The sequence below is a fragment of the Pseudomonas sp. R19M genome, assembly GCF_050312585.1.
Lineage (GTDB): Bacteria > Pseudomonadota > Gammaproteobacteria > Pseudomonadales > Pseudomonadaceae > Aquipseudomonas > Aquipseudomonas palleroniana.
On sequence record NZ_JBNPJV010000020.1, the window covers coordinates 36,387 to 56,908 of the forward strand.

At 61.0% G+C, this 20,522-nt stretch carries 20 protein-coding genes; 8 read left to right on the top strand and 12 right to left on the bottom strand.

Going from position 1 to position 20,522, the window contains the following annotated elements:
* Positions 1–81: 81 nt before the first annotated feature.
* From plsB to ACQRBT_RS03005, 3 genes are read left to right on the top strand one after another with little or no spacing between them, the layout of a single operon-like run.
* On the top strand, positions 82–2,586 hold the full coding sequence (gene plsB, locus ACQRBT_RS02995) for a glycerol-3-phosphate 1-O-acyltransferase PlsB (RefSeq protein WP_060754024.1): 2,505 nt from the start codon (positions 82–84) through the stop codon (positions 2,584–2,586).
* A 52-nt stretch (positions 2,587–2,638) separates the two neighbouring features.
* Positions 2,639–3,040: a YbaY family lipoprotein gene (locus tag ACQRBT_RS03000; protein WP_104995698.1), complete on the top strand. Its 402-nt coding sequence runs from the start codon at positions 2,639–2,641 to the stop codon at positions 3,038–3,040.
* A 23-nt stretch (positions 3,041–3,063) separates the two neighbouring features.
* Positions 3,064–3,753: a DUF4197 domain-containing protein gene (locus ACQRBT_RS03005; protein WP_090366411.1), complete on the top strand. Its 690-nt coding sequence runs from the start codon at positions 3,064–3,066 to the stop codon at positions 3,751–3,753.
* A gap of 68 nt (positions 3,754–3,821) precedes the next feature.
* Here ACQRBT_RS03005 and ACQRBT_RS03010 read toward each other — a convergent pair whose 3' ends face one another.
* Together ACQRBT_RS03010 and ACQRBT_RS03015 are read right to left on the bottom strand one after the other, a co-directional pair.
* A complete protein-coding gene (locus tag ACQRBT_RS03010) occupies positions 3,822–6,884 on the bottom strand; it encodes an efflux RND transporter permease subunit (protein ID WP_104995697.1) in 3,063 nt (1,020 codons plus the stop codon).
* 6 nt (positions 6,885–6,890) lie between these two features.
* The gene (locus ACQRBT_RS03015; protein WP_060754020.1) at positions 6,891–7,991 is read right to left on the bottom strand and encodes an efflux RND transporter periplasmic adaptor subunit; all 1,101 of its coding nucleotides are present in this window, start codon (positions 7,989–7,991) and stop codon (positions 6,891–6,893) included.
* 93 nt (positions 7,992–8,084) lie between these two features.
* Between ACQRBT_RS03015 and ACQRBT_RS03020 the strand changes: the two genes are divergently transcribed.
* Complete coding sequence (locus ACQRBT_RS03020; protein ID WP_060754019.1) at positions 8,085–8,720, top strand: TetR/AcrR family transcriptional regulator; 636 nt, start codon at positions 8,085–8,087, stop codon at positions 8,718–8,720.
* A gap of 121 nt (positions 8,721–8,841) precedes the next feature.
* Here ACQRBT_RS03020 and ACQRBT_RS03025 read toward each other — a convergent pair whose 3' ends face one another.
* Positions 8,842–9,624: a class I SAM-dependent methyltransferase gene (locus tag ACQRBT_RS03025; RefSeq protein WP_060754018.1), complete on the bottom strand. Its 783-nt coding sequence runs from the start codon at positions 9,622–9,624 to the stop codon at positions 8,842–8,844.
* A gap of 96 nt (positions 9,625–9,720) precedes the next feature.
* Here ACQRBT_RS03025 and ACQRBT_RS03030 point away from each other — a divergent pair, with 96 nt between their 5' ends.
* A complete protein-coding gene (locus tag ACQRBT_RS03030; protein WP_412046677.1) occupies positions 9,721–10,341 on the top strand; it encodes an energy transducer TonB in 621 nt (206 codons plus the stop codon).
* 1 nt (position 10,342) lies between these two features.
* On the opposite strand, the gene ACQRBT_RS03035 is transcribed toward ACQRBT_RS03030, so the two are convergent.
* The 6 genes from ACQRBT_RS03035 to ppc form a co-directional block, all read right to left on the bottom strand.
* The gene (locus ACQRBT_RS03035) at positions 10,343–11,170 is read right to left on the bottom strand and encodes an isocitrate lyase/PEP mutase family protein (RefSeq protein ID WP_060754016.1); all 828 of its coding nucleotides are present in this window, start codon (positions 11,168–11,170) and stop codon (positions 10,343–10,345) included.
* A gap of 27 nt (positions 11,171–11,197) precedes the next feature.
* Positions 11,198–12,058: a DUF72 domain-containing protein gene (locus ACQRBT_RS03040; protein ID WP_090366420.1), complete on the bottom strand. Its 861-nt coding sequence runs from the start codon at positions 12,056–12,058 to the stop codon at positions 11,198–11,200.
* On the bottom strand, positions 12,058–12,360 hold the full coding sequence (locus tag ACQRBT_RS03045) for a hypothetical protein (protein WP_060754014.1): 303 nt from the start codon (positions 12,358–12,360) through the stop codon (positions 12,058–12,060). The genes ACQRBT_RS03040 and ACQRBT_RS03045 overlap by 1 nt, the downstream gene beginning before the upstream one ends.
* 160 nt (positions 12,361–12,520) lie before the next feature.
* Positions 12,521–13,207 carry a tRNA (adenosine(37)-N6)-threonylcarbamoyltransferase complex dimerization subunit type 1 TsaB gene (gene tsaB, locus ACQRBT_RS03050; protein ID WP_060754013.1) on the bottom strand — a complete coding sequence of 229 codons (687 nt, stop codon included), beginning with the start codon at positions 13,205–13,207 and terminating at the stop codon, positions 12,521–12,523.
* A gap of 89 nt (positions 13,208–13,296) precedes the next feature.
* Entirely contained in the window at positions 13,297–13,944 is a 648-nt protein-coding gene (gene adk / locus ACQRBT_RS03055) for an adenylate kinase (protein WP_010212617.1), read from the bottom strand.
* Positions 13,945–14,241: 297 nt separating this feature from the next.
* Positions 14,242–16,869: a phosphoenolpyruvate carboxylase gene (ppc, locus tag ACQRBT_RS03060; protein WP_412046678.1), complete on the bottom strand. Its 2,628-nt coding sequence runs from the start codon at positions 16,867–16,869 to the stop codon at positions 14,242–14,244.
* A 183-nt stretch (positions 16,870–17,052) separates the two neighbouring features.
* On the opposite strand from ppc, the gene ACQRBT_RS03065 reads away from it, so the two are divergent.
* The 3 genes from ACQRBT_RS03065 (at position 17,053) to ACQRBT_RS03075 (ending at position 18,947) form a co-directional block, all read left to right on the top strand.
* On the top strand, positions 17,053–17,397 hold the full coding sequence (locus ACQRBT_RS03065) for a pilin assembly protein (RefSeq protein WP_161549868.1): 345 nt from the start codon (positions 17,053–17,055) through the stop codon (positions 17,395–17,397).
* A gap of 283 nt (positions 17,398–17,680) precedes the next feature.
* Positions 17,681–18,106, top strand: a complete 426-nt coding sequence (locus ACQRBT_RS03070; RefSeq protein WP_060754010.1) for a DUF4398 domain-containing protein — start codon at positions 17,681–17,683, stop codon at positions 18,104–18,106.
* A gap of 55 nt (positions 18,107–18,161) precedes the next feature.
* On the top strand, positions 18,162–18,947 hold the full coding sequence (locus tag ACQRBT_RS03075) for an OmpA family protein (RefSeq protein ID WP_060754009.1): 786 nt from the start codon (positions 18,162–18,164) through the stop codon (positions 18,945–18,947).
* Between the two features lie 50 nt (positions 18,948–18,997).
* Here ACQRBT_RS03075 and ACQRBT_RS03080 read toward each other — a convergent pair whose 3' ends face one another.
* From ACQRBT_RS03080 to ACQRBT_RS03090, 3 genes are all read right to left on the bottom strand, one after another.
* Positions 18,998–19,138, bottom strand: a complete 141-nt coding sequence (locus ACQRBT_RS03080) for a hypothetical protein (protein ID WP_158510685.1) — start codon at positions 19,136–19,138, stop codon at positions 18,998–19,000.
* Positions 19,139–19,290: 152 nt separating this feature from the next.
* A complete protein-coding gene (locus tag ACQRBT_RS03085) occupies positions 19,291–19,617 on the bottom strand; it encodes a hypothetical protein (RefSeq protein ID WP_060754008.1) in 327 nt (108 codons plus the stop codon).
* Entirely contained in the window at positions 19,614–20,519 is a 906-nt protein-coding gene (locus ACQRBT_RS03090; RefSeq protein ID WP_060754007.1) for an alpha/beta hydrolase, read from the bottom strand. Before ACQRBT_RS03090 ends, ACQRBT_RS03085 begins: the two co-directional genes overlap by 4 nt.
* Between the last annotated feature and the right edge of the window lie 3 nt (positions 20,520–20,522).

Below are 20,522 nucleotides of genomic sequence, written 5' to 3' on the forward strand. Positions count from 1 at the left end.
CTTTTTGCCGATTTTCGGCGAATACGGCACACTACCCGCCCGAGCATCTGCTCGGTTTTTCCCACTTGAAGCAGCACGCCTATGACCCGCTCCCCGTTCCGCCGTCTGGTGTTTGGCACCTTGCGCCGACTGTTGTACCTCTGGGTTCGCTCGGAGACGATCAACCAGTCGTCCCTAACCCTTAACCTCGACCGCAGCCGGCCAGTGTTCTATGTCCTGCAATCGCCTTCTCTCACCGAATTGGCCGTGGTCGATGCCGAATGCACCAAGGCCGGCCTGCCGCGCCCGGTGCTGCCGGTCTCGGTAGGCCCACTGATCGAACCCGCCGCGTTCTTCTACCTCACGCCGGACCCCGACTGGCTCGGCCGCCAGGACAAGCGCGGCGCACCGCCGACCCTGACCCGGCTGGTCGATACCCTGAGCGAACGCGCCGAGGAAGATGCACAAATCATTCCGGTCAGCGTGTTCTGGGGCCAATCGCCCGAGAGCGAGTCCAGCCCGTGGAAGCTGCTGTTTGCCGACAGTTGGGCCGTCACCGGGCGTCTGCGCCGACTGCTGAGCATCCTGATCCTCGGTCGCAAGACCCGTGTGCAATTCTCTGCGCCAATCAACCTGCGTGAATTGATCGAGCACAATAAAGGTCACGAACGCACCGTACGCATGGCTCAACGCATCCTGCGTGTGCACTTTCGTAACCTGAAGACCGCCGTGATCGGCCCCGATCTGTCCCACCGCCGTAACCTGGTGAAGGGTTTGGTCAATATGCCGCTGGTGCGCCAAGCCATTGCGGAAGAAGCCGAGCGGGAAAAAATCGCCCCGGAAAAAGCCAAGGCACTGGCCCTGCGCTATGGCAACGAAATCGCCTCGGACTACACCTACACCGCGATCCGCTTCCTGGAAGTGGTGCTCAGTTGGTTCTGGAACAAAATCTACGATGGCATCAAGGTCAACAACATCGAAGGCGTGCAAAAGGTTGCCCAGGGCTACGAGGTCATCTACGTGCCTTGCCACCGCAGCCACATCGACTATCTGCTGCTGTCGTACCTGCTGTTCAAGAACGGCCTGACCCCGCCGCATATCGCCGCCGGCATCAACCTGAACATGCCGGTGATCGGCAGCCTGCTGCGCCGTGGCGGTGCGTTTTTCATGCGCCGCACCTTCAAGGGCAACCCGCTGTACACCGCCGTGTTCAACGAGTACCTGCATACCTTGTTTACCAAAGGCTTCCCGGTGGAGTACTTCGTCGAAGGTGGACGTTCACGTACGGGGCGCATGCTGCAACCGAAAACCGGGATGCTGGCGATCACCCTGCGCAGTTTCTTGCGTTCATCACGCACGCCGATCGTCTTCGTACCGGTGTACATCGGCTACGAACGCGTGCTCGAAGGCCGTACTTACCTCGGCGAACTGCGTGGGGCGAGCAAGAAAAAAGAGTCGATCTTCGATATTTTCAAAGTCGTCGGCGCGCTCAAGCAGCGTTTCGGCCAGGTCGCGGTCAACTTCGGCGAGCCGATCAAATTGGCCGAGTTCCTCGACGGCGAGCAACCGGACTGGCGCGCCCAGGAACTCGGCCCGAACTACAAACCGGCATGGCTCAATGAAACCACGCACCGCCTCGGTGAACAGGTGGCGCGCCATTTGAACGAAGCTGCGGCGGTGAATCCGGTGAACCTGGTGGCCCTGGCACTGCTGTCCACCACGCGCCTGGCCCTGGATGAACAGGCCATGGCGCGTCAACTGGACCTGTACCTGGCGTTGCTGCGCAGCGTGCCCTACTCGCCCCACACCACCCTGCCCGAGGGCAACGGCCTGGCGTTGATCAAGCACGTCAAGGACATGGCCCTGTTGTCGGAGCAGAGCGACGCCCTGGGCAAGATCCTGTATCTGGACGAACAGAACGCCGTCCTGATGACCTACTACCGCAATAACGTGCTGCACATCTTCGCCCTGCCGGCGTTGCTGGCCAGCTTCTTCCAGAGCAGCTCGCGGATGAGCCGCGAACAGATCCTGCGCTATACCCGCGCGCTCTATCCGTACCTGCAATCGGAGCTGTTTATCCGCTGGTCACTGGAAGAGCTGGACGCCGTCGTCGATCAATGGCTGCAAGCGTTTGTGGAACAGGGCCTGCTGCGCTTCGAGAACGCCGTCTACCTGCGCCCGGCCCCGAGTTCACGGCACTTTGTGCTGCTGACACTGCTGTCCAAAAGCATTGCCCAGACCCTGCAGCGCTTCTACATGGCCATCTCGCTGCTGCTCAACAGCGGCCAGAACAGCATCAGCGCCGAAGAACTGGAAGACCTGTGCACGATCATGGCCCAGCGCCTGTCGATCCTGCATGGCCTGAACGCTCCGGAGTTCTTCGACAAAAGCCTTTTCCGACATTTCATCCAGACATTGCTGGAGCAAGATGTGCTGCGCCGTGATGAGGCCGGCAAGTTGAGTTACCACGACCTGCTCGGTGAGTTGGCCGAAGGCGCGGCGAAACGCGTGCTGCCGGCAGACATTCGCCTGTCGATCCGGCAAGTGGCCCTGCATCGGGTTGACGGCGCGGCCGAGGCATCCGTCGACACGCCAGAAACCCGCTAGATTGAATCAGGCGCCGGGTGGTTTTCGGCGCCGTTGAAAAAGGAGCTGCACCATGAAAAAAATCATCCTCCTGGGCCTCACCGCCCTGCTCGGAGCCTGCCAGTCCATGACCCCAGCCCCCAAGGCCAGCCTCGACGGCGAAGTGTTCTATCTGCAACGCATTGCCTTGCCGCCAACGGCCACCTTGAGCGTGAGTCTGCAGGACGTGTCCCTGATGGACGCCCCGGCCGTGACGCTCGCCGAACAGAAAGGCCCGGTCAAAGGCCAGGTCCCGCTGCCCTTTCACCTGAGCTACGACCCTGCGCAAGTCAAGCCGGGCCACAGTTACTCGGTCAGCGCTCGCATCGAACTGGAGGGCAAGCTACTGTTTGTCACCACCGAGCGGCACGCCGTACAGCTCGACGGCCAGGCTCAACCACCGCTGCGCCTGCGTGTTGATGCCGTCGCCCACTGATTCACGAACTCAAGGAAGCGCCCATGCTCCGTAACTCCCTTCGCCTTACCGCCCTGTGTGCCGGCCTGCTGCTCGGTGCCAACGCCATGGCCCTGGACCTTGGTAGCCTGTCCCAGGGCGACGCCAACGGCGGCCTCAAGGATGCACTGACCCAGGGTGCACAGATCGCCGTGAAACAACTGGGCGTACCCGGTGGTTTCAGCAACAACCCTGAAGTCAGGATCGGCCTGCCCGGCAAGCTCGGCAAAGTCGCCGATAAACTGAAGATGTTCGGCATGGGTGATCAGGTCACGCAACTGGAAACCAGCATGAACAAGGCGGCAGAAACCGCCGTGACCCAGGCGCAGCCGATCCTGGTCAATGCGGTGAAGAACATGAGCGTCACCGACGCCAAAGGCATCCTCACCGGCGGCCAGGATTCGGCGACTCAGTACCTGAACAAAAGCAGCCGTGACCAGATCCGTGCCAAGTTCCTGCCGATCGTCAAGGCCGCCACCGACAAGGTGGGCGTGGCCCAACAGTACAACGCCCTGGCCGGCAAGGCCGCGGCCTTCGGCGCGCTCGATGCCAAGAATGCCAACGTTGAAAACTACGTGACCGAGCAGGCGCTGGACGGGCTGTTCAAGATGATTGCGCAGCAGGAAGAAACCATCCGCAAGAACCCGGCGGCAGCAGCCACCAGTTTGGCGAAGAAGGTGTTCGGCGCGCTGTAACGTCCCCCTGGCTGCGCCCAGGCCGTTCCAACCGGCTGGGCGCAACTACCTTCAGCTACGCAAGCAGGTCAGGCATCCTTCCTGACTCGAAACCAAGCCGCGTAAAGGGCCGGCAGAAACAACAGTGTCAACGCCGTCGCCACTATCAACCCGCCCATGATCGCCACGGCCATTGGCCCGAAGAACACGCTGCGCGATAGCGGGATCATCGCCAGGACTGCCGCCAGCGCAGTCAGTACAATCGGTCGGAAGCGTCGCACGGTAGCTTCGATGATCGCCTGCCACGGCGCGAGACCCGCCTTGATGTCCTGTTCGATCTGGTCCACCAGGATCACCGAGTTACGCATGATCATCCCTGACAGCGCGATGGTGCCCAGCATGGCCACGAAGCCGAAGGGCTGGCGGAACACCAGCAGGAACAACGTCACGCCGATCAAGCCCAGTGGCGCCGTCAGAAACACCATGGCAGTGCGTGAGAAACTGCGCAGCTGCAACATCAGCAAGGTCAGCACCACCACGATGAACAACGGCACGCCGGCCTTCACCGAGTTCTGGCCACGGGCGGAGTCTTCGACGGTGCCGCCCACTTCGAGCAGGTAACCATCCGGCAGTTCGGCACGCACACCCTCAAGGGTCGGCAGGATTTGCTGGACCAGGGTCGCAGGTTGTTCCTTGCCATAGATGTCGGCACGGATGGTCACGGTCGGCAGGCGGTTGCGGTGCCAGATGACGCCCTCTTCAAAGCCATATTCAAGGGTGGCGATCTGCGACAATGCTACGCTTTTGCCGTTGTCGGTCGGCACCGCCAGGCTGGGCAGCAACGACAGTTCGGTGCGTTCATGCACGGTGCCGCGCAGGAGGATTTCGATCAACTCGTTGTCCTCACGGTACTGGCTGACGGTGGAACCAGTCAGCGAACTCTGCAGGAACTTCGACAAGTTGGCGGTGCTGACACCGAGCGCACGGGCGCGGTCCTGATCGATGTTGAGGTAGACGATCTTGCTTGGCTCTTCCCAGTCCAGGTGCACATTGACCACGTGGGTGTTTTCGCGAACCTTGGCGGCGACTTTGCGCGCCAGGGCACGCACTTCTTCGATGTGCTCGCCCGTCACGCGAAACTGGACCGGGTACCCCACGGGCGGGCCGTTCTCCAGGCGTGTGACCCGCGAACGCAGCTCTGGGAATTGTTCGTTGAGGGTTTCGATCAGCCAGGTGCGCAGGGTTTCACGTTCTTCAATGGTGTTGGCCAACACCACAAATTGCGCAAAGCTGGCCGCCGGCAATTGCTGGTCCAGCGGCAGGTAGAAACGCGGCGAACCGGTGCCGATATAGGCCACATAGTTGTCGATGCCGGCGTGGTCCTTGAGCAAGGCTTCCAGGCGTTTGACCTGGTCGGCCGTGTTGCTCAGGGACGCGCCTTCGGCCAGCTTCAGGTCGACCATCAGCTCCAGGCGCCCCGAAGCCGGAAAGAACTGCTGCGGCACGAAGCGGAACAACGCAACCGAGCCGATAAACAGCAGCAAGGTCAGGACGATCACGGTTTTGCGCCGACGCACACACCACTCAACCAGACCTCTTACTCGTTGGTAGAAGGGTGTGCCGTAGGGATCAGGGCCATCGGCGCCGTGTTTGGCTGCGTGAATCTTTGCCAGGTCCGGCAGGAGCTTTTCCCCCAGGTACGGCACAAACACCACGGCGGCGACCCATGACGCCAACAGTGCGATGGTCACCACCTGGAAGATCGAGCGGGTGTATTCGCCAGTACTCGATTGCGCAGTGGCAATCGGCAGGAAGCCCGCCGCCGTGATCAACGTCCCCGTAAGCATCGGAAACGCCGTGCTGGTCCAGGCAAAGCTCGCCGCCTTGAGCCGGTCGTAGCCCTGCTCCATTTTGATCGCCATCATTTCCACGGCGATGATCGCGTCGTCCACCAGCAAGCCCAGCGCCAGTACCAAAGCGCCAAGGGAGATCTTGTGCAGGCCGATGCCGAGGTAATACATGGTGGCAAAGGTCATCGCCAACACCAGCGGAATCGCCAGGGCCACCACCATGCCGGTGCGCAGGCCAAGGGAGAAAAAGCTCACCAGCAATACAATGGCCAATGCCTCGGCCAACACCTGGACGAATTCGCCGACGCTGGTTTTCACCGCCGCCGGCTGGTCCGACACCTTGCGCAGTTCCATACCTGCGGGAAGGTTCTTCTGCAGGCGCGCGAACTCCCCTTCAAGGGCCTTGCCCAGTACCAGAATGTCGCCGCCGTCACGCATGGCCACGGCCAGGCCGATCGCGTCGGCGCCCATGTAGCGCATACGCGGCGCCGGTGGATCGTTGAAGCCGCGGTGGATGTCGGCCACGTCACCAATACGGAAGGTACGGTCACCGACGCGAATCGGGAAGTTGCGAATCTCCTCCACGGTCTTGAAGTTGCCTGACACTCGCAGCTGTACGCGCTCGGTCGGGGTTTCAAAGAAGCCCGCCGTGGAGACCGCATTCTGCTCCTGCAAGGCTTGCTGCACGGCCGCCAAGGGCAAGCCGAGGGTGGCGAGCTTGAGGTTGGACAGCTCGATCCAGATTTTCTCGTCCTGCAGGCCCAGCAGCTCGACCTTGCCCACATCCGGCACGCGTTGCAGTTGAATCTGGATACGGTCGGCGTAGTCCTTGAGCACGGCATAGTCGAAGCCGTCGCCGGTCAGCGCATAGATGTTGCCGAAGGTGGTACCGAATTCATCGTTGAAAAACGGCCCCTGGATATCCGGCGGCAACGTCTGGCGAATGTCGCTGATCTTCTTGCGCACCTGGTACCACAACTCCGGAATCTGCGCGGAGTGCATCGAGTCGCGGGCCATAAAGGTGACCTGGGACTCGCCGGGGCGCGAGAACGAGACAATGCGCTCATAGTCGCCGGTCTCCATCAGTTTTTTCTCGATGCGCTCGGTGACCTGCCGCGAAACCTCCTGGGCCGTGGCCCCGGGCCAGTTGGTCTTGATCACCATGGCCTTGAAGGTAAACGGCGGGTCTTCGCTTTGCCCCAGCTTGGTGTAGGACAGGGTGCCGACCACCGCCAGCAGGATCATCAGGAACAGTACGATCTGGCGATTACGCAACGCCCATTCGGAAAGATTGAAACCCATCGGGGACTACTCCTTGGTCGCCAGATTCACAACGCGGTTGGAGCGGTCCACCGGGCGCACTTGCTGGCCCTCATGGAGCACATGCACGCCCGCCGCAATCACCCAATCGGTGGGCGCCAGGCCTTCCAGCACCGGTACGGTTTTTTCGCCGAAGGCACCGATGCGCACCGGAGTACGCTTAAGGGTGTTGTCGGGTTGCACGCGCCAGACGTAGGAGGCGCCATTCTCTGCACTGAGGGCCGACAACGGCACCGACAGCGCGACCGCGCCCTCGGCCTGGATGAAAACGCGAGCGCTCTGGCCCAGTTCGGCCGGGACTTTGCCGCCGGTGAAGGCAACACGGGCGGCGAAGGTCCGCGACTTGGGGTCTGCAGCGGGGGACAGCTCACGGATGTGCCCGGTGAAGCGTTGGTCCGGCTGGCTCCACAATTCGACCGACACCGGCTGACCGATCTTGAACCGGCCAAAGCCTTGTTCAGGCAGGCTGATCAACACTTCGCGCTCGCCGTCGGTGGCCAGGGTGAACACGGTCTGGCCGGCTGACACCACTTGCCCGACTTCCACTGCACGCTTGGCGACCACACCGTCCTGCGGCGCGCGCAACACGGCGTAACCGGCCTGGTTACTGGACACGTCGAACTCGGCCTTGATCTGCTTGAGGCGCGCCTCACCGGATCGGTAGAGGTTTTCGGCATTGTCGTACTGGGAGCGGCTGACCATCTGACGATCCATCAGGGTCTTGTAGCGATCACGCTCGGCACGCACCAGGCTCAGGTTGGCCTCGGCGGCGGCCACCTGGGCGCGGGTGGCTTCCAGTTGCAGGCGCACGTCCTGGGGGTCGAGTTCGGCCAGGGGTTGATTGGCCTTGACCCGCTCACCCTCCTCCACCAGGCGTTTGCTGACTTTACCGCCGATGCGAAAGGCCAGGTCCGGCTCGTAACGGGCACGCACTTCACCCGGATAACTTTCCATCGCCTGTGCGGATGGCTGTGGTTGCACCACCATAGCCGGGCGGATGGTGGTTTGGGCCGCTTCCTCATGGCCGCAGGCGGCCAACAGGAAGGCCAGGCTGGCAGGCAACGCAAGGGGCAGGAAAGTGCTGCGCATGCTGAAGGACCTTTCGCAAATGAAGCTAGGAATAATTATACTGGCCAGTATGTTATTAATACCAAACTCGCCAGTCCAGTATTAAAGGTAAAAATGTCCGACAATCCTGTGAACACCAATAGCCCCGGGCGTCCCAAGGACATGGCAAAACGCCAGGCAATCCTCGAAGCAGCGAAAACCCTGTTTCTGAGCAATGGCTACACCAGTACCAGCATGGATGCCGTGGCCCTTGAGGCCGGCGTGTCAAAATTGACCGTGTATAGCCATTTCACCGACAAAGAAACCCTGTTCACCGCTGCCGTGGTGGCCACGTGCGAAGAACAGTTACCGGTGATGTATTTCGAGCTCCCCAAAGGTGTGCCCGTGGAGACCGTGCTGCTGAACATCGCACGGGGCTTTCATCGGCTGATCAACAGCGCAGAATCGGTGAACCTGCACCGCCTGATGATGACCACCGGCAATCAGGACGTGAAACTCTCACAGATCTTCTTCGAAGCCGGCCCCATGCGCATGCTCCAGGGGATGGAGCGCCTGCTCGGCAAGATCGACCAGAGCGGCGCCCTGAGCATCGATAAGCCGTTTACGGCAGCCGAACATTTCTTCTGCCTGCTCAAGGGCACGGCGAACTTCTGTTTGCTATACGGCTGCGGCGGACAACTGAGCGAGGAAGCCGCCGAAGCCCATGTGCAGGAAGTGGTGGGGTTGTTTATGCGGGCTTATCGGGCCTGAGCCCGGGTGTTATCCGGGTGGCCTCATCGGGGGGCAGTCCCCCTCCCACATTTGATTTGTGAATACACTCAAGTGTGGGAGGGGGCTTGCTCCCGATGAGGCCCTCAAGGCCCATAAAGATTCAGGGCTTGAGCGCTTTCTTCGGGTAAATATCATACCGGCTGGACTTGCCATCCAACGCATGGCTCGGCTTGGGCCCCTCAATACACGGCGCCTTGCGTGGGCGCTTGACCACCACACGGTGGCTGGCCAGGGCCAGTGCGGCCGCGAGCAACGCCGGCGCGTCCGGATCATCGCCCACCAAGGGGCGGAACAGGCGCATTTCTTTCTTTACCAGGGCAGTTTTCTCACGGTGGGGGAACATCGGGTCCAGGTAGATCACCTGGGGTGGCTCGCCTTGCCAATTGAGCATCACGTCGATGGAGTTGCCCTTGAGCAACTGCATGCGCGCCACGATCGGCGCCACCTCGAAATCATCCGCGCCACGTGCCAGGCCATCTTCGAGCAAAGCGCCGATCAGCGGTTGACGCTCGATCAGGCTCATCTCGCAGCCCAGGCTCGCCAGTACGAACGCATCCTTGCCCAGCCCGGCCGTGGCATCCAGCACACGCGGGCGCACGCCCTGGGCGATGCCCACGGCCTTGGCGATCATCTGCCCGCTGCCACCGCCATATAAGCGCCGGTGCGCCGCGCCGCCTTCGACAAAATCCACACGCACCGGCCCCGGTGCGTCAGGCCCAAGCTGTTGCAGTTGCAGTCCCTGTTCCCCGACCTGCAGGGAAAAGTCCGCCGCCTCCAGCTGCAACGGCAGCCCAAGCTGCTCAGCCCATTGCTCGGCACGCGCCTGGAAACCTTCGGCCAAGGCCTCGACCCGAATGCGGCTGGCCGCTGGTTGTTCGCTCATCAATCGCTACGCTCAAAAATATTAAGGATCGGCCAACACTGGCCGATAAAACCAACAGTCAGGTATTTTGCCAGAGCTGAGCGTCGACCGAGAAAAATGTCAGACATTCTTCCCCTAACCATCGGTGTACTGCCGACCCACAACCATTACGGCCTGCGCAATACTCAAGCGCTGGCCGGGGTGAGTCATGTGTGGCAGGACTTCTTCGCCCGCGCGTTGGCCGAACAGCTTGGTGATTCACCGAACGCGCTGGCCATCAAGGCGCCTGCAACCCTGGACCCTGCGGTAGGACCCAGCGAAGGCGCCGATCTGTTGGCGCAGATCCTCACCCAGCGTGAATGCGACGTGATAGACACCGAAATCGCCCCACCTGAGCCGCTGTTCCTGCCGATCGCCGAATTCGAAACCGAGTTGCTGCCGCCTCCCGCCACACCTTTTGCGCCAGAAGAAATTGTCGCCCAGCAGCGCCAACAGAATTTCGACAGCGGCTGGGTTCGCCCGCTCGTGCTGAACGCCGGCCAACCACTGCCTGAACCTGGCCCCGCACCGCAACCGCGCCCACTGCACCTGCCGATTGCCGAGTTCGAACTGGACCTGCTGCCACCGCCAGCCACGCCGTACCCACCGCAAGAGCTGGAGGCGCAACAGAAGGCGCTGGACTTCGATTACCACTGGGCGCGCCCACTGATCCTCAACAACCTGCGCCTGGCCGCCTGATTCAACGCTTGAAAAACCCATTGGCCTGGCTGAACGGCATCTTGCGTTCGGTGAACTCGAACGTGCCCGCCCCATACACTTCCTGCGCCGCCCGGTAGAACTCGCCATAGGCCGCCAGGGCCAAAGCCGAACCGACGCTGATACGCCGCACTCCCATCTCGCTCAACTGCGCCACGCTCAATTTCAAGCCACCGGACATCAACACATTCACCGGCTTGGGCGCGACCGCCTTGACCACTGCCAACACCTCTTGGGCAGTGCGCAACGCCGGGGCATACAACACATCGGCGCCGGCTTCGGCGTAGGCTTGCAGGCGGCGAATGGTGTCAGGCAGATCCAGGCGCCCGTGCAGGAGGTTTTCTGCGCGGGCCGTCAGCGTGAAGGCATAGGGCAAGCTGCGCGCAGCCGCGGCAGCCGCCTCAACACGCTCAACCGATAAATCGAATGGGTAGATCGGGTCGGCCGCGATGCCGGTGGCGTCTTCGATAGAGCCACCGACGATGCCCGTGGCCGCCGCCCGCAAAATGGTTTGGGCGCAGCCTTCGGGGGTGTCGCTGAAGCCGTTTTCGAGGTCGGCCGCCACCGGCAGGGAAGTCGCCCGGACAATCATTGAAGCATTGCCAAGGGTGTCTTCCAGCGATAGCGCGCCCTCGGCATCCGGCCGTCCCAGGCTGAACGCAAACCCGGCACTGGTCGTGGCCAAGGCTTCAAAACCCAGGCTGGCAAGCATGATGGCGGAACCGGCGTCCCACGGATTGGGCATGACGAAGGCGCGATCACCTTCATGCAGGGCCTTGAAGGTATCGGCGCGCAGGGCTTGTGCGTCCATGGCTCACTCCTGTCGGAAAAAGGAGCCTTAGAGTAACCCCAGTTGCTCCGCTGCGGGTTCTCGATGCAAGGTCGGCAAAGGCGGCAGGCCTGGCAGGCGCACCATCAATTTGGCGTGAAAACGCAGTGCCAGTTGCGCGGCCAGGCGATTATCCGACGTGTGCAGAAACACGTAGGGCGTGCGCCCTTCCTCGATCCAGCCGGCGATCTTTTCCAGCCAAGGGATCAGGAACGGGTCATTGGCCTCCAGTTCCGGATGGCCGATAAACCGTACCTGAGGAAACTGGGTGAGCGCCGCCGGGCGCGGTGGCACCTTGGGTTTTTTCGATTGGGCATGCAGCACCGCGGCCGAGGTGGAGGTGCAACTGAACAGGGCGCGAGGATCCAGGCAGATACGCTCGACACCACGGTCACGCAACAAACGGTTGAGCATCCGCTCGGCATCACCCTTGGCGAAGAATTCCGGATGACGCACTTCCACCGCCAGCGGGCGCTCCAGGCCATCGATGAACCCGGCCAGTTCACCCAGGCGCTGTGGCGAAAAGGTCGCCGGCAGTTGCAGCCACAACGGTGAAATGCGCTCGCCCAACGGGCTCATCAAACCGACAAAGCTTTCCGCCGCCGGCAATTGCTCACGCAAGTCACCACCGTGGCTGATATCGCCGGGGAACTTGGCGGTGAAGCGAAAATCCGCAGGCATGATTTCAGCCCAGCGTTGCACCGTGGCGGCCGAGGGGCGGGCATAAAATGTGGTGTTGCCTTCAACGGCGTTGAAAACCTGGGAGTACAGCGCGAGGTAATCGCCGGAACGCGCATCGGCCGGGTACAAATACTCGCGCCAGGCGTTTTCGCTCCAGGAAGGGCAACCGATGTAGTAAGGCAGGCGCATCAGATGTGGATATCGAGACCCAGCACTTCCATATCCCATTCGACAAAGCCGGCGGTGGTCAGGTAGCTGGCCAGGGCGGTGGCGACGCTTTTGCTCATGGAGCGCGGGAAGACCATGTCTTGCTGGCGGGCAGGCAGACCGCCGATACGCGAGCCTGTGGAACCCTGGGCGTTGGAGGGCGAGTCGGACTGTAACTCAATGAAGTCCGGCGAATCTTCAACGGACTCGTCTACCGTCACGCTCGCCTTACGTGGCTTGCGTTTGATGGGGTAGGACTGTGAGGAAAATCCGTCTATACGCATACATGCAGACTCGGAATCGATGATGGCAATTTAGCGGCACTTTCCATGGCGCGCAAATGCTCTGGTGCTAACTAGAACACATAATTTGTAAAAGGTTTAGAAACCCGCGCAAATTCTGACGATTGGCGAAATTTGTCGGCCAAATCCCGCCTTTTTGACGTCAAATAATCCCGCGTTCGGCCTTGGTCTGCGCCACTTTATCGCGAAGATAAACCGGTGCCGCCTGATCGGCCGGGATGGCTTCGCCGCGCTCGAAAGCGAAACGCGCCAGGGTCAGCAAGTCTTGCGCATGCGGCAACATATCGGCGGCCTGGCCGACGGTCTTCACGCCGAGACGCTCACCGTAACCCCAGCCGGTGCCGGCACCGAACCAATCGCCTTGGGCGTCATCGGGCAATACGGACGCCTCTGGCGCCTGAACCACTTCACTCCCCACCAGACGCATTTCCCCGGCGGTTTCGCGATAGCATCCCCAATACACTTCATCCATGCGCGCATCAATGGCCGCCGCGACCTGGGTCGCACCGTGCTCACGCAGCGCGCGCTGGGCCAGCACCGCGAGATTGGAAACCGGCAACACCGGGCGCTCCAACGCAAACGCCAGGCCCTGTACCACGCCGATGGCAATACGCACGCCGGTGAATGCACCAGGGCCACGGCCGAAGGCGATGGCATCCACGGCAGCAAGCGTGGTGCCCGCCTCCTCAAGCAGTTGCTTGATCATCGGCAACAGCTTCTGCGCATGCAGGCGCGGGATCACCTCGTAGTGGCTCGTTACCTTGCCATCGTGCAGCAAGGCAACGGAGCAAGCTTCAGTCGCGGTGTCCAGGGCCAGCAGGGTGCTCATCGGTGTGGGTGTCCAAGTCGAAAAAAGTGCGCCAGTATAAACAACAACGGCCCGCAAGCGGGCCGTTGTAGATGAAGCTGATCAATGAATCAGCTCAGAGCCTGCAGCACCTTGGCGGTGATGGCTTCTACCGAACCGACGCCAGGGATGTGGCTGTACTTCGGCTTGCCCTGTGCAGCGGACAGCTTCTGGTAGAAGTCCACCAGCGGTTTGGTCTGGGAATGGTAGACCGAGAGACGATGGCGCACGGTTTCTTCCGTATCGTCCTTGCGCTGCACCAGGTCTTCGCCGGTGACATCGTCCTTGCCTTCAACCTTGGGCGGGTTGTAGACGGTGTGGTACACGCGACCCGAGGCTTCGTGAACGCGACGACCGGCGATACGTTGCACGATCTCTTCGTCCTCGACGGCGATTTCAACCACCGCATCCAGCTCCACGCCGGCCTTCACCAAGGCTTCAGCCTGGGGAATGGTGCGCGGGAAGCCGTCGAACAGAAAACCGTTCTTGCAATCTTCCTGGCTGATGCGTTCCTTGACCAGGTTGATGATCAGGTCATCGGAGACCAGGCCGCCGCTGTCCATCACGCTCTTGGCGATCAGGCCCAGCTCGGTGCCGGCCTTGACGGCAGCACGCAGCATGTCGCCGGTGGAGATTTGTGGAATGCCGAACTTCTCAGTGATGAACTTCGCCTGAGTACCTTTACCGGCCCCGGGAGCTCCCAGCAGAATGACGCGCATCGATGTGCTCCTCAATTTTTTATAGAGATGGTGCCCGGATTCGCCGCGTAGGGGCAAATCTCGTAGAAATATGAAGCTTGAATATGTGGGTCCAGGCCGAATCAAACGGCCAAAGGCTGATCAAGATACACAGCGGGCCGTCACCATACAAGCCGCCAAAAGTCGCAGGAACCCGCGCCGGACATGCGTCATAGGTAGGGTATGCCTGAGTGCAACCCGCCGGCACAAACGCCGACCGCCCGTTTCCGGGCGGCCGTCGTGGTTCATCTGCAAGCCGTTGAGAACACTTGGAAAACTTCAGCCGGTATTGCGCAAGCCGGCGGCAATACCGGCCACGGACACCAGCAGCGCCTGTTCCAGAGGGCTGTCTTGCTCGGCTTCCTGTTGACGCGAGCGTGCCAGCAACTCGGCCTGCAGCAGGTGCAGAGGGTCGAGGTAGGTGTTACGCAGACGGATGAACTCCAGGGTGTCCGGGCTATGGGCCAGCAGTTGCGACTGACCGGTCAGGCCAAGTACCACGCTGCATGCCTGCGACAATAGGTCGCGTAAGTGCGCACCCAGCGGCAACAGGTCAGGCTGCACCAAACGCTCGTCATACAGGCGGGCAATGTCGGCATCGGCCTTGGCCAGCACCATTTCCAGCATGTCGATGCGCGTGCGGAAGAACGGCCACTGTTCGCGCATCTGCCCCAGCAACTCACCTTCGCCGCGTTCCAGCGCCTTGCTCAAGGCGGCCTCCCAGCCCAGCCAGGCCGGCAACATCAGGCGGGTCTGGGTCCAGCCGAAGATCCACGGAATGGCGCGCAGGCTTTCAATGCCCCCCGCACGCCGTTTGGCCGGGCGACTGCCCAAAGGCAGGCGCCCCAGTTCCTGCTCCGGCGTGGATTGGCGGAAGTACTCGACGAACTGCGGATTGTCCCGCACTACGGCGCGGTAGGCGCTGACACCGTCGGCGGCCAGTTCGTCCATCAAATCACGCCAGGCAGGCTCGGGTGGCGGCGGAGGCAGCAGGGTGGCTTCCAGTACGGCCGCCAGGTAAAGGTTGAGGTTTTGCTCGGCAATGTCGGGCAGGCCGAACTTGAAGCGGATCATTTCGCCTTGTTCAGTGGTGCGAAAGCGCCCCGCCACCGAACCCGGCGGCTGCGACAGAATCGCCTCGTGAGCCGGGCCGCCGCCACGGCCGACGGTGCCGCCGCGACCATGGAACAACAGCAGTTCCACCTGTTGCTCGCGGCAGATATCCACCAGGCGTTCCTGCGCCCGGTACTGCGCCCAGGCAGCGGCTGTGGTGCCCGCGTCCTTGGCCGAGTCCGAGTAGCCGATCATCACTTCCTGCGGGCCTTGCAGGCGCGCCCTGTAGCCCGGCAACTGCAACAGCGTTGCCATCACCGGACCGGCGTTATCCAGGTCGGCCAGGGTCTCAAACAGCGGCACCACACGCATCGGGCGTTGAACGCCCGACTCTTTGAGCAGCAATTGCACCGCCAGCACATCCGACGCGGCGCCCGCCATGGAGATGACATAGGAGCCCAGCGACGCCGCCGGGGCGGCAGCGATTTCCTTGCAGGTATTCAACACCTCAGCGGTTTCCGCCGAGGGTTTGAAGTAGCCCGGCAACAAGGGCCGGCGATTGGCCAACTCCTTCATCAGGAAGGCGATACGGGCCTCTTCGTCCCAGTCCTCATAGCGGCCGAGGCCAAGGTAATCGGTGATTTCGGTCATGGCCGCCGAATGTCGACTGGAATCCTGACGCACATCGAGACGCACCAGGAACAAGCCGAATGTCACCGCACGGCGCAGGCAATCGAGCAGCGGCCCATCGGCGATCACGCCCATGCCGCACTCATGCAGCGACTGGTAGCACAGCTCCAACGGCTCCAGCAGCTCGCGGTTGTTTTGCAGCACTTCGGCGGTGGCCGGCGTGGCGGCCGTCAACGCGGTGTGCGCCCATTGGCGCGTGGCGCGCAGCCGTTCACGCAGTTGCTTGAGCAAGGCGCGATAGGGTTCGACGCTGTCACCGACCCTGGCTTGCAATGCCGGGCTGGCTTGCTGCATCGACAACTCCGAGGCCAGGTGGTCGACATCACGCAGATACAGATCGGCCGCCATCCAGCGTGCCAGCAGCAGCACTTCACGGGTGACCGGTGCGGTGACGTTGGGGTTACCGTCGCGATCCCCGCCCATCCACGAGGCAAAACGAATCGGCGCCGCCTCCAGGGGTAGATGCAATCCGGTAGCGGCGAATAACGCCTTGTCGGCCTTGCGCAGATAATTGGGAATGGCGTACCACAACGAATGCTCGATCACCGCAAAGCCCCATTTGGCCTCATCCACCGGGGTGGGCCGTACGCGGCGGATTTCTTCGGTGTGCCAGGCTTCAGCGATCAGCCGTTGCAGGCGCTCGCGGATCTGCTCGCGCTCGGCCGTGGTGAGATCACGGTGATCCTGCAGGGCCAGTTGCGCGGCAATCGCATCGTACTTCTGGATCAGGGTACGACGGGCGACTTCGGTGGGGTGGGCCGTGAGCACCAGTTCGATCTCCAGCCGCGCCAATTGGCGGGCCAGGGACTCGTTGCTGTGACCTTCGCGTTGCAGGCGGGCCAGCAATTGCGGGAGTACCCGGGACTCGAAGGGTGCCGGCTGCGACTCATCGCGTCGATGAATCAGCTGGTACTGCTCGGCGATGTTGGCCAGGTTAAGGAACTGGTTGAAGGCTCGCGCCACGGGCAGCAGTTCATTTTCCTGCAACTGGTTCAGGCTGGCGCTCAATTCATCGCCAGCCCCTCGCCGGTCAGCCTTGGCGCCTTTGCGGATCTGCTCGATCTTGTCGAGAAAATCATCACCGTACTGCTCTCGAATGGTGTTGCCCAACAGCTCACCCAGCAGGTGAACATCCTCGCGCAAGCGTGCATCGATATCACTCATCAGCCAATCTCCAGCCAGAAATCCGGGACGCGCAGGGGTTCAAGAGTGCCGCCGACGTCGGTTTCTGACAAGGCTTTAAACCTTATGAATTGCAGCTAGTCTCAACTATGAGTCGCCGTGTTATCCACATCAGCGACTGGTCACTCATCAGCGCCCGTAACCCGCGGGCATATTGAGGTAGCCATGAAAATTCGAGAACTGGCCCAGCATTGGGAAGAAACCGCCAAGGGTCGCATGACCAAAACCGAATACGCGATCCATCTGGATGTGGAGGCCGCCGCGAGGCTGGCCGCCATTGCCGAGATGTACCCCAAGCGCCACACCGAAGAACTGCTCGGCGAACTGATCGGCGCCGCCCTTGAAGAGCTCGAAGCCAGCTTTCCGTACGTCAAGGGTCAACAGGTGATTGCCACCGATGAAGAGGGCGATCCGTTGTATGAGGACGTCGGCCCTACCCCACGCTTTCTCAGCCTGTCGCGACGCTATCTGCATGATTTTTCGGCAAGTGCCGATAAACAGAAGCACTGACGAACCACTCTAAAAACCGGTAAACCCCTTGTATTCCGGGCCTTTCACAGGCTCGGAGTACCGCTGCGCGCGACGAAAGTTCCCTCTTCAAAACGCTGACCAGTCAGTCAAATATTTTTTTAGGCAAATCGCCATCTTCTCTGAACTTTTGAAAAAAGCCTCAGGTCACAGCCAGTAAGCCATCAACTTGGAACGGCCGTTTGAAAGGGCATTTCGAGCTTTACCGCCGGGCCCCAACCGCTGACCAACGAAGTGGATTTTGATGTTTTTCAGGAGTTATCCAATGGAGTTGAAGACGATGAAAACCAGCACTGCCAAATCCTCGTTTAACCACCTGCGCGGGCTCAAATTGGCCGCGCTGGCGATCGGCACCAGCTTCGTACTGGCGGGTTGCGCAGGCAACCCTCCGACTGAGCAATATGCGGTGACTCAATCGGCTGTTAACAGCGCAGTCAGCGCTGGCGGTACCGAGTTCGCGGCTGTGGAAATGAAATCGGCCCAGGACAAGCTCAAAGAAGCCGAAATCGCCATGCACGACAAGAACTACGACAAAGCCCGTCAGTTGGCTGAACAAGCCGAATGGGACGCTCGCGTTGCAGAGCGCAAAGCCCAGGCCGCCAAAGCTCAACAGGCCGTGAAGGACTCCGAGAAAGCTGTTCAGGAGCTGCGTCAGGAAGGCATGCGCCCAGCTGTTATCAAGCAGCAATAAGCCGCCGCCCCTGATTGCAATGCACCCGAAATCGAATTGAAAGGACGACACGATTATGCGTAAACAACTGATGATCCCTGCCCTGTTGGCAATGAGCGTTGCTCTGGCGGCGTGCTCCACCCCACCGAACCAGAATCTGGAAAACGCCAAGACCAATTTCGCGGCTTTGCAGACCAACCCGCAAGCCACCAAGTTGGCGGCCCTGGAAACCAAGGACGCCAGCGATTGGCTGGACAAGGCTGAAAAAGCCTACCGTGACAAGGAAGACGAGAAGAAAGTCGACCAGTTGGCCTACCTGACCAACCAGCGCGTTGAAGTGGCCAAAGACACCATCGTGCTGCGTGAATCCGAAGCCAAGCTGAAAAACGCCGGTGACGAACGTGCCCGCGCCCTGCTGCAAGCCCGTGATGCGCAGATCAAGCAATTGCAAGACAGCTTGAACGCCAAGCAGACCGATCGTGGCACCCTGGTGACTTTCGGTGACGTGCTGTTCGCCACCAACAAGTCCGACCTGAAATCCAGCGGCCTGGTCAACATCACCAAACTGGCGCAGTTCCTGCGCGATAACCCGGACCGTAAAGTGATCGTCGAAGGCTACACCGACAGCACCGGTTCCGATTCGTACAACCAGAGCCTGTCCGAGCGTCGTGCCGCTTCGGTACAACGTGCACTGGCTCAACAAGGCGTGGATATCTCGCGCATCGTGACCCAGGGTTACGGCAAGGAATACCCGGTTGCCGACAACGGCAGCGCATCGGGCCGTGCCATGAACCGTCGCGTTGAAGTGACCATCTCCAACGACAACCAGCCAGTCAAGCCGCGCTCCAGCCTGGCTAACTGATTGATTGAAGCTGGATAAAAAAACCCACCGGAGACGGTGGGTTTTTTCGTTCAGTACTGGATCTGGGGTTTATTTTCGTCGGCGCCGAAAGGATCAAACTCCAGCTTGCGCTTCAGTTCATCTCGCTTCGCTTGGGGCGACTCAGCCTCGCACTCGCTGCACTCATCCAGAATCTGCTGCGCCCGGGCCATGTCCAACATCCTACTGATCGCACCGATATTCACCGTGACTTCCCCCCTGGCTGATTATTCGTAAGTTACCCGTCAGCACCGCTGACTGGGCATTGAGTGGCGTCTTACGCAATACGGTTCCAGATATTTCAGAAACGGTTAATTGGAGCGATTTACTGCTGAAGTTGCGGTGTTTCCTGGCCGAGGCAGCGCACAGCCTGTTTCTTGTTGTTGACCAGCACGCCGCTGAGGCCCTTCTGATCGGTGTCAAACATCACCAGCACACCGTCAACGCACTGCGCCACTTGCGCGGCCGGGGTCAGGGAGATTTTGTAATCCTCTCCCGGCACGGTCTTGAGCATCGTGAAATCGCTCAGAAGCAATGCGTCCTCCGGCTTGGCGAAATGCAGGTAGCCATAAAACCACAGGCAACCGACGGTACCGATGATGGTGCCGATACCGGTGAGGATCAGTGGGATCATGTTGCGTTCTTCACTCATTGCGGGCTCTCTGATGAATCAACTTTAGGAGTCGGATAATTCGGGATCTCGCCCAGGCGGCGCAGGCCGTTGAAGTGCTGCGGGTCGTCCAGATAACGCAGCATCACGGTCTGCCAGGTCGTGTCGGCAAAGGTCTGCACATGATCGCCACGGGTCAGTTGCAATACACGCGGCGGCGGCGCGGCCTGATACAAGCGGATACCGTTGGCCAGCGGCACAATCGGGTCATCCAGGCTATGGAACAGCAGCTTGGGTACACCGGTCAGCGCCGGCATGGCGTTGATCGCACTGTCGGCGTCGGGCACCAGCCAGGACAGCGGCACCTGGAACGGCCATGTTAACCAGGAAGTGCTCAAGGCGAATTGCCCTACGTCACGATAACTGGCGGGCACGCCATCCAGCACCAAGGCCTTCAGCTGGGGTTGACGCTCCGGGTGCGCGGCCAGGTAATGCACCGCCAGCGCACCGCCCAGGCTTTGCCCCAGGATAACCAGGGGTTGGCCCCGGGTTTCAGGCGCTTGATCGAGCCATTGCCAGGCCGCATCGATATCCTGGTAAATCGCCGGCAATGACGGTTTACCCTCCGATAACCCGTAGCCACGGTAGTCGAGCATCAACACCTGATAGCCCTGCTCCGGCAACCACCAACTGCCACCGAGGTGCCAGGCCAGGTTGCCGCCATTGCCGTGCAGGTGAAGCACCGTGCCCTTGAGCGGCACGCCGGGCTTGGCCGGCAACCACCAGGCGTGAAGTTTTACCCCGTCAGCGGTCGTGAGGGTGACGTCACGGTAGTGCAGGTGCGCTTTTTCCGGCGTGAACGGCAGGCCGGGTTCGGGATAGAACAGCAGCGAACTGCAGCCGCTCAATGTCAGTAACAGGCACAGAATGCCGAGGACTCTCATCCG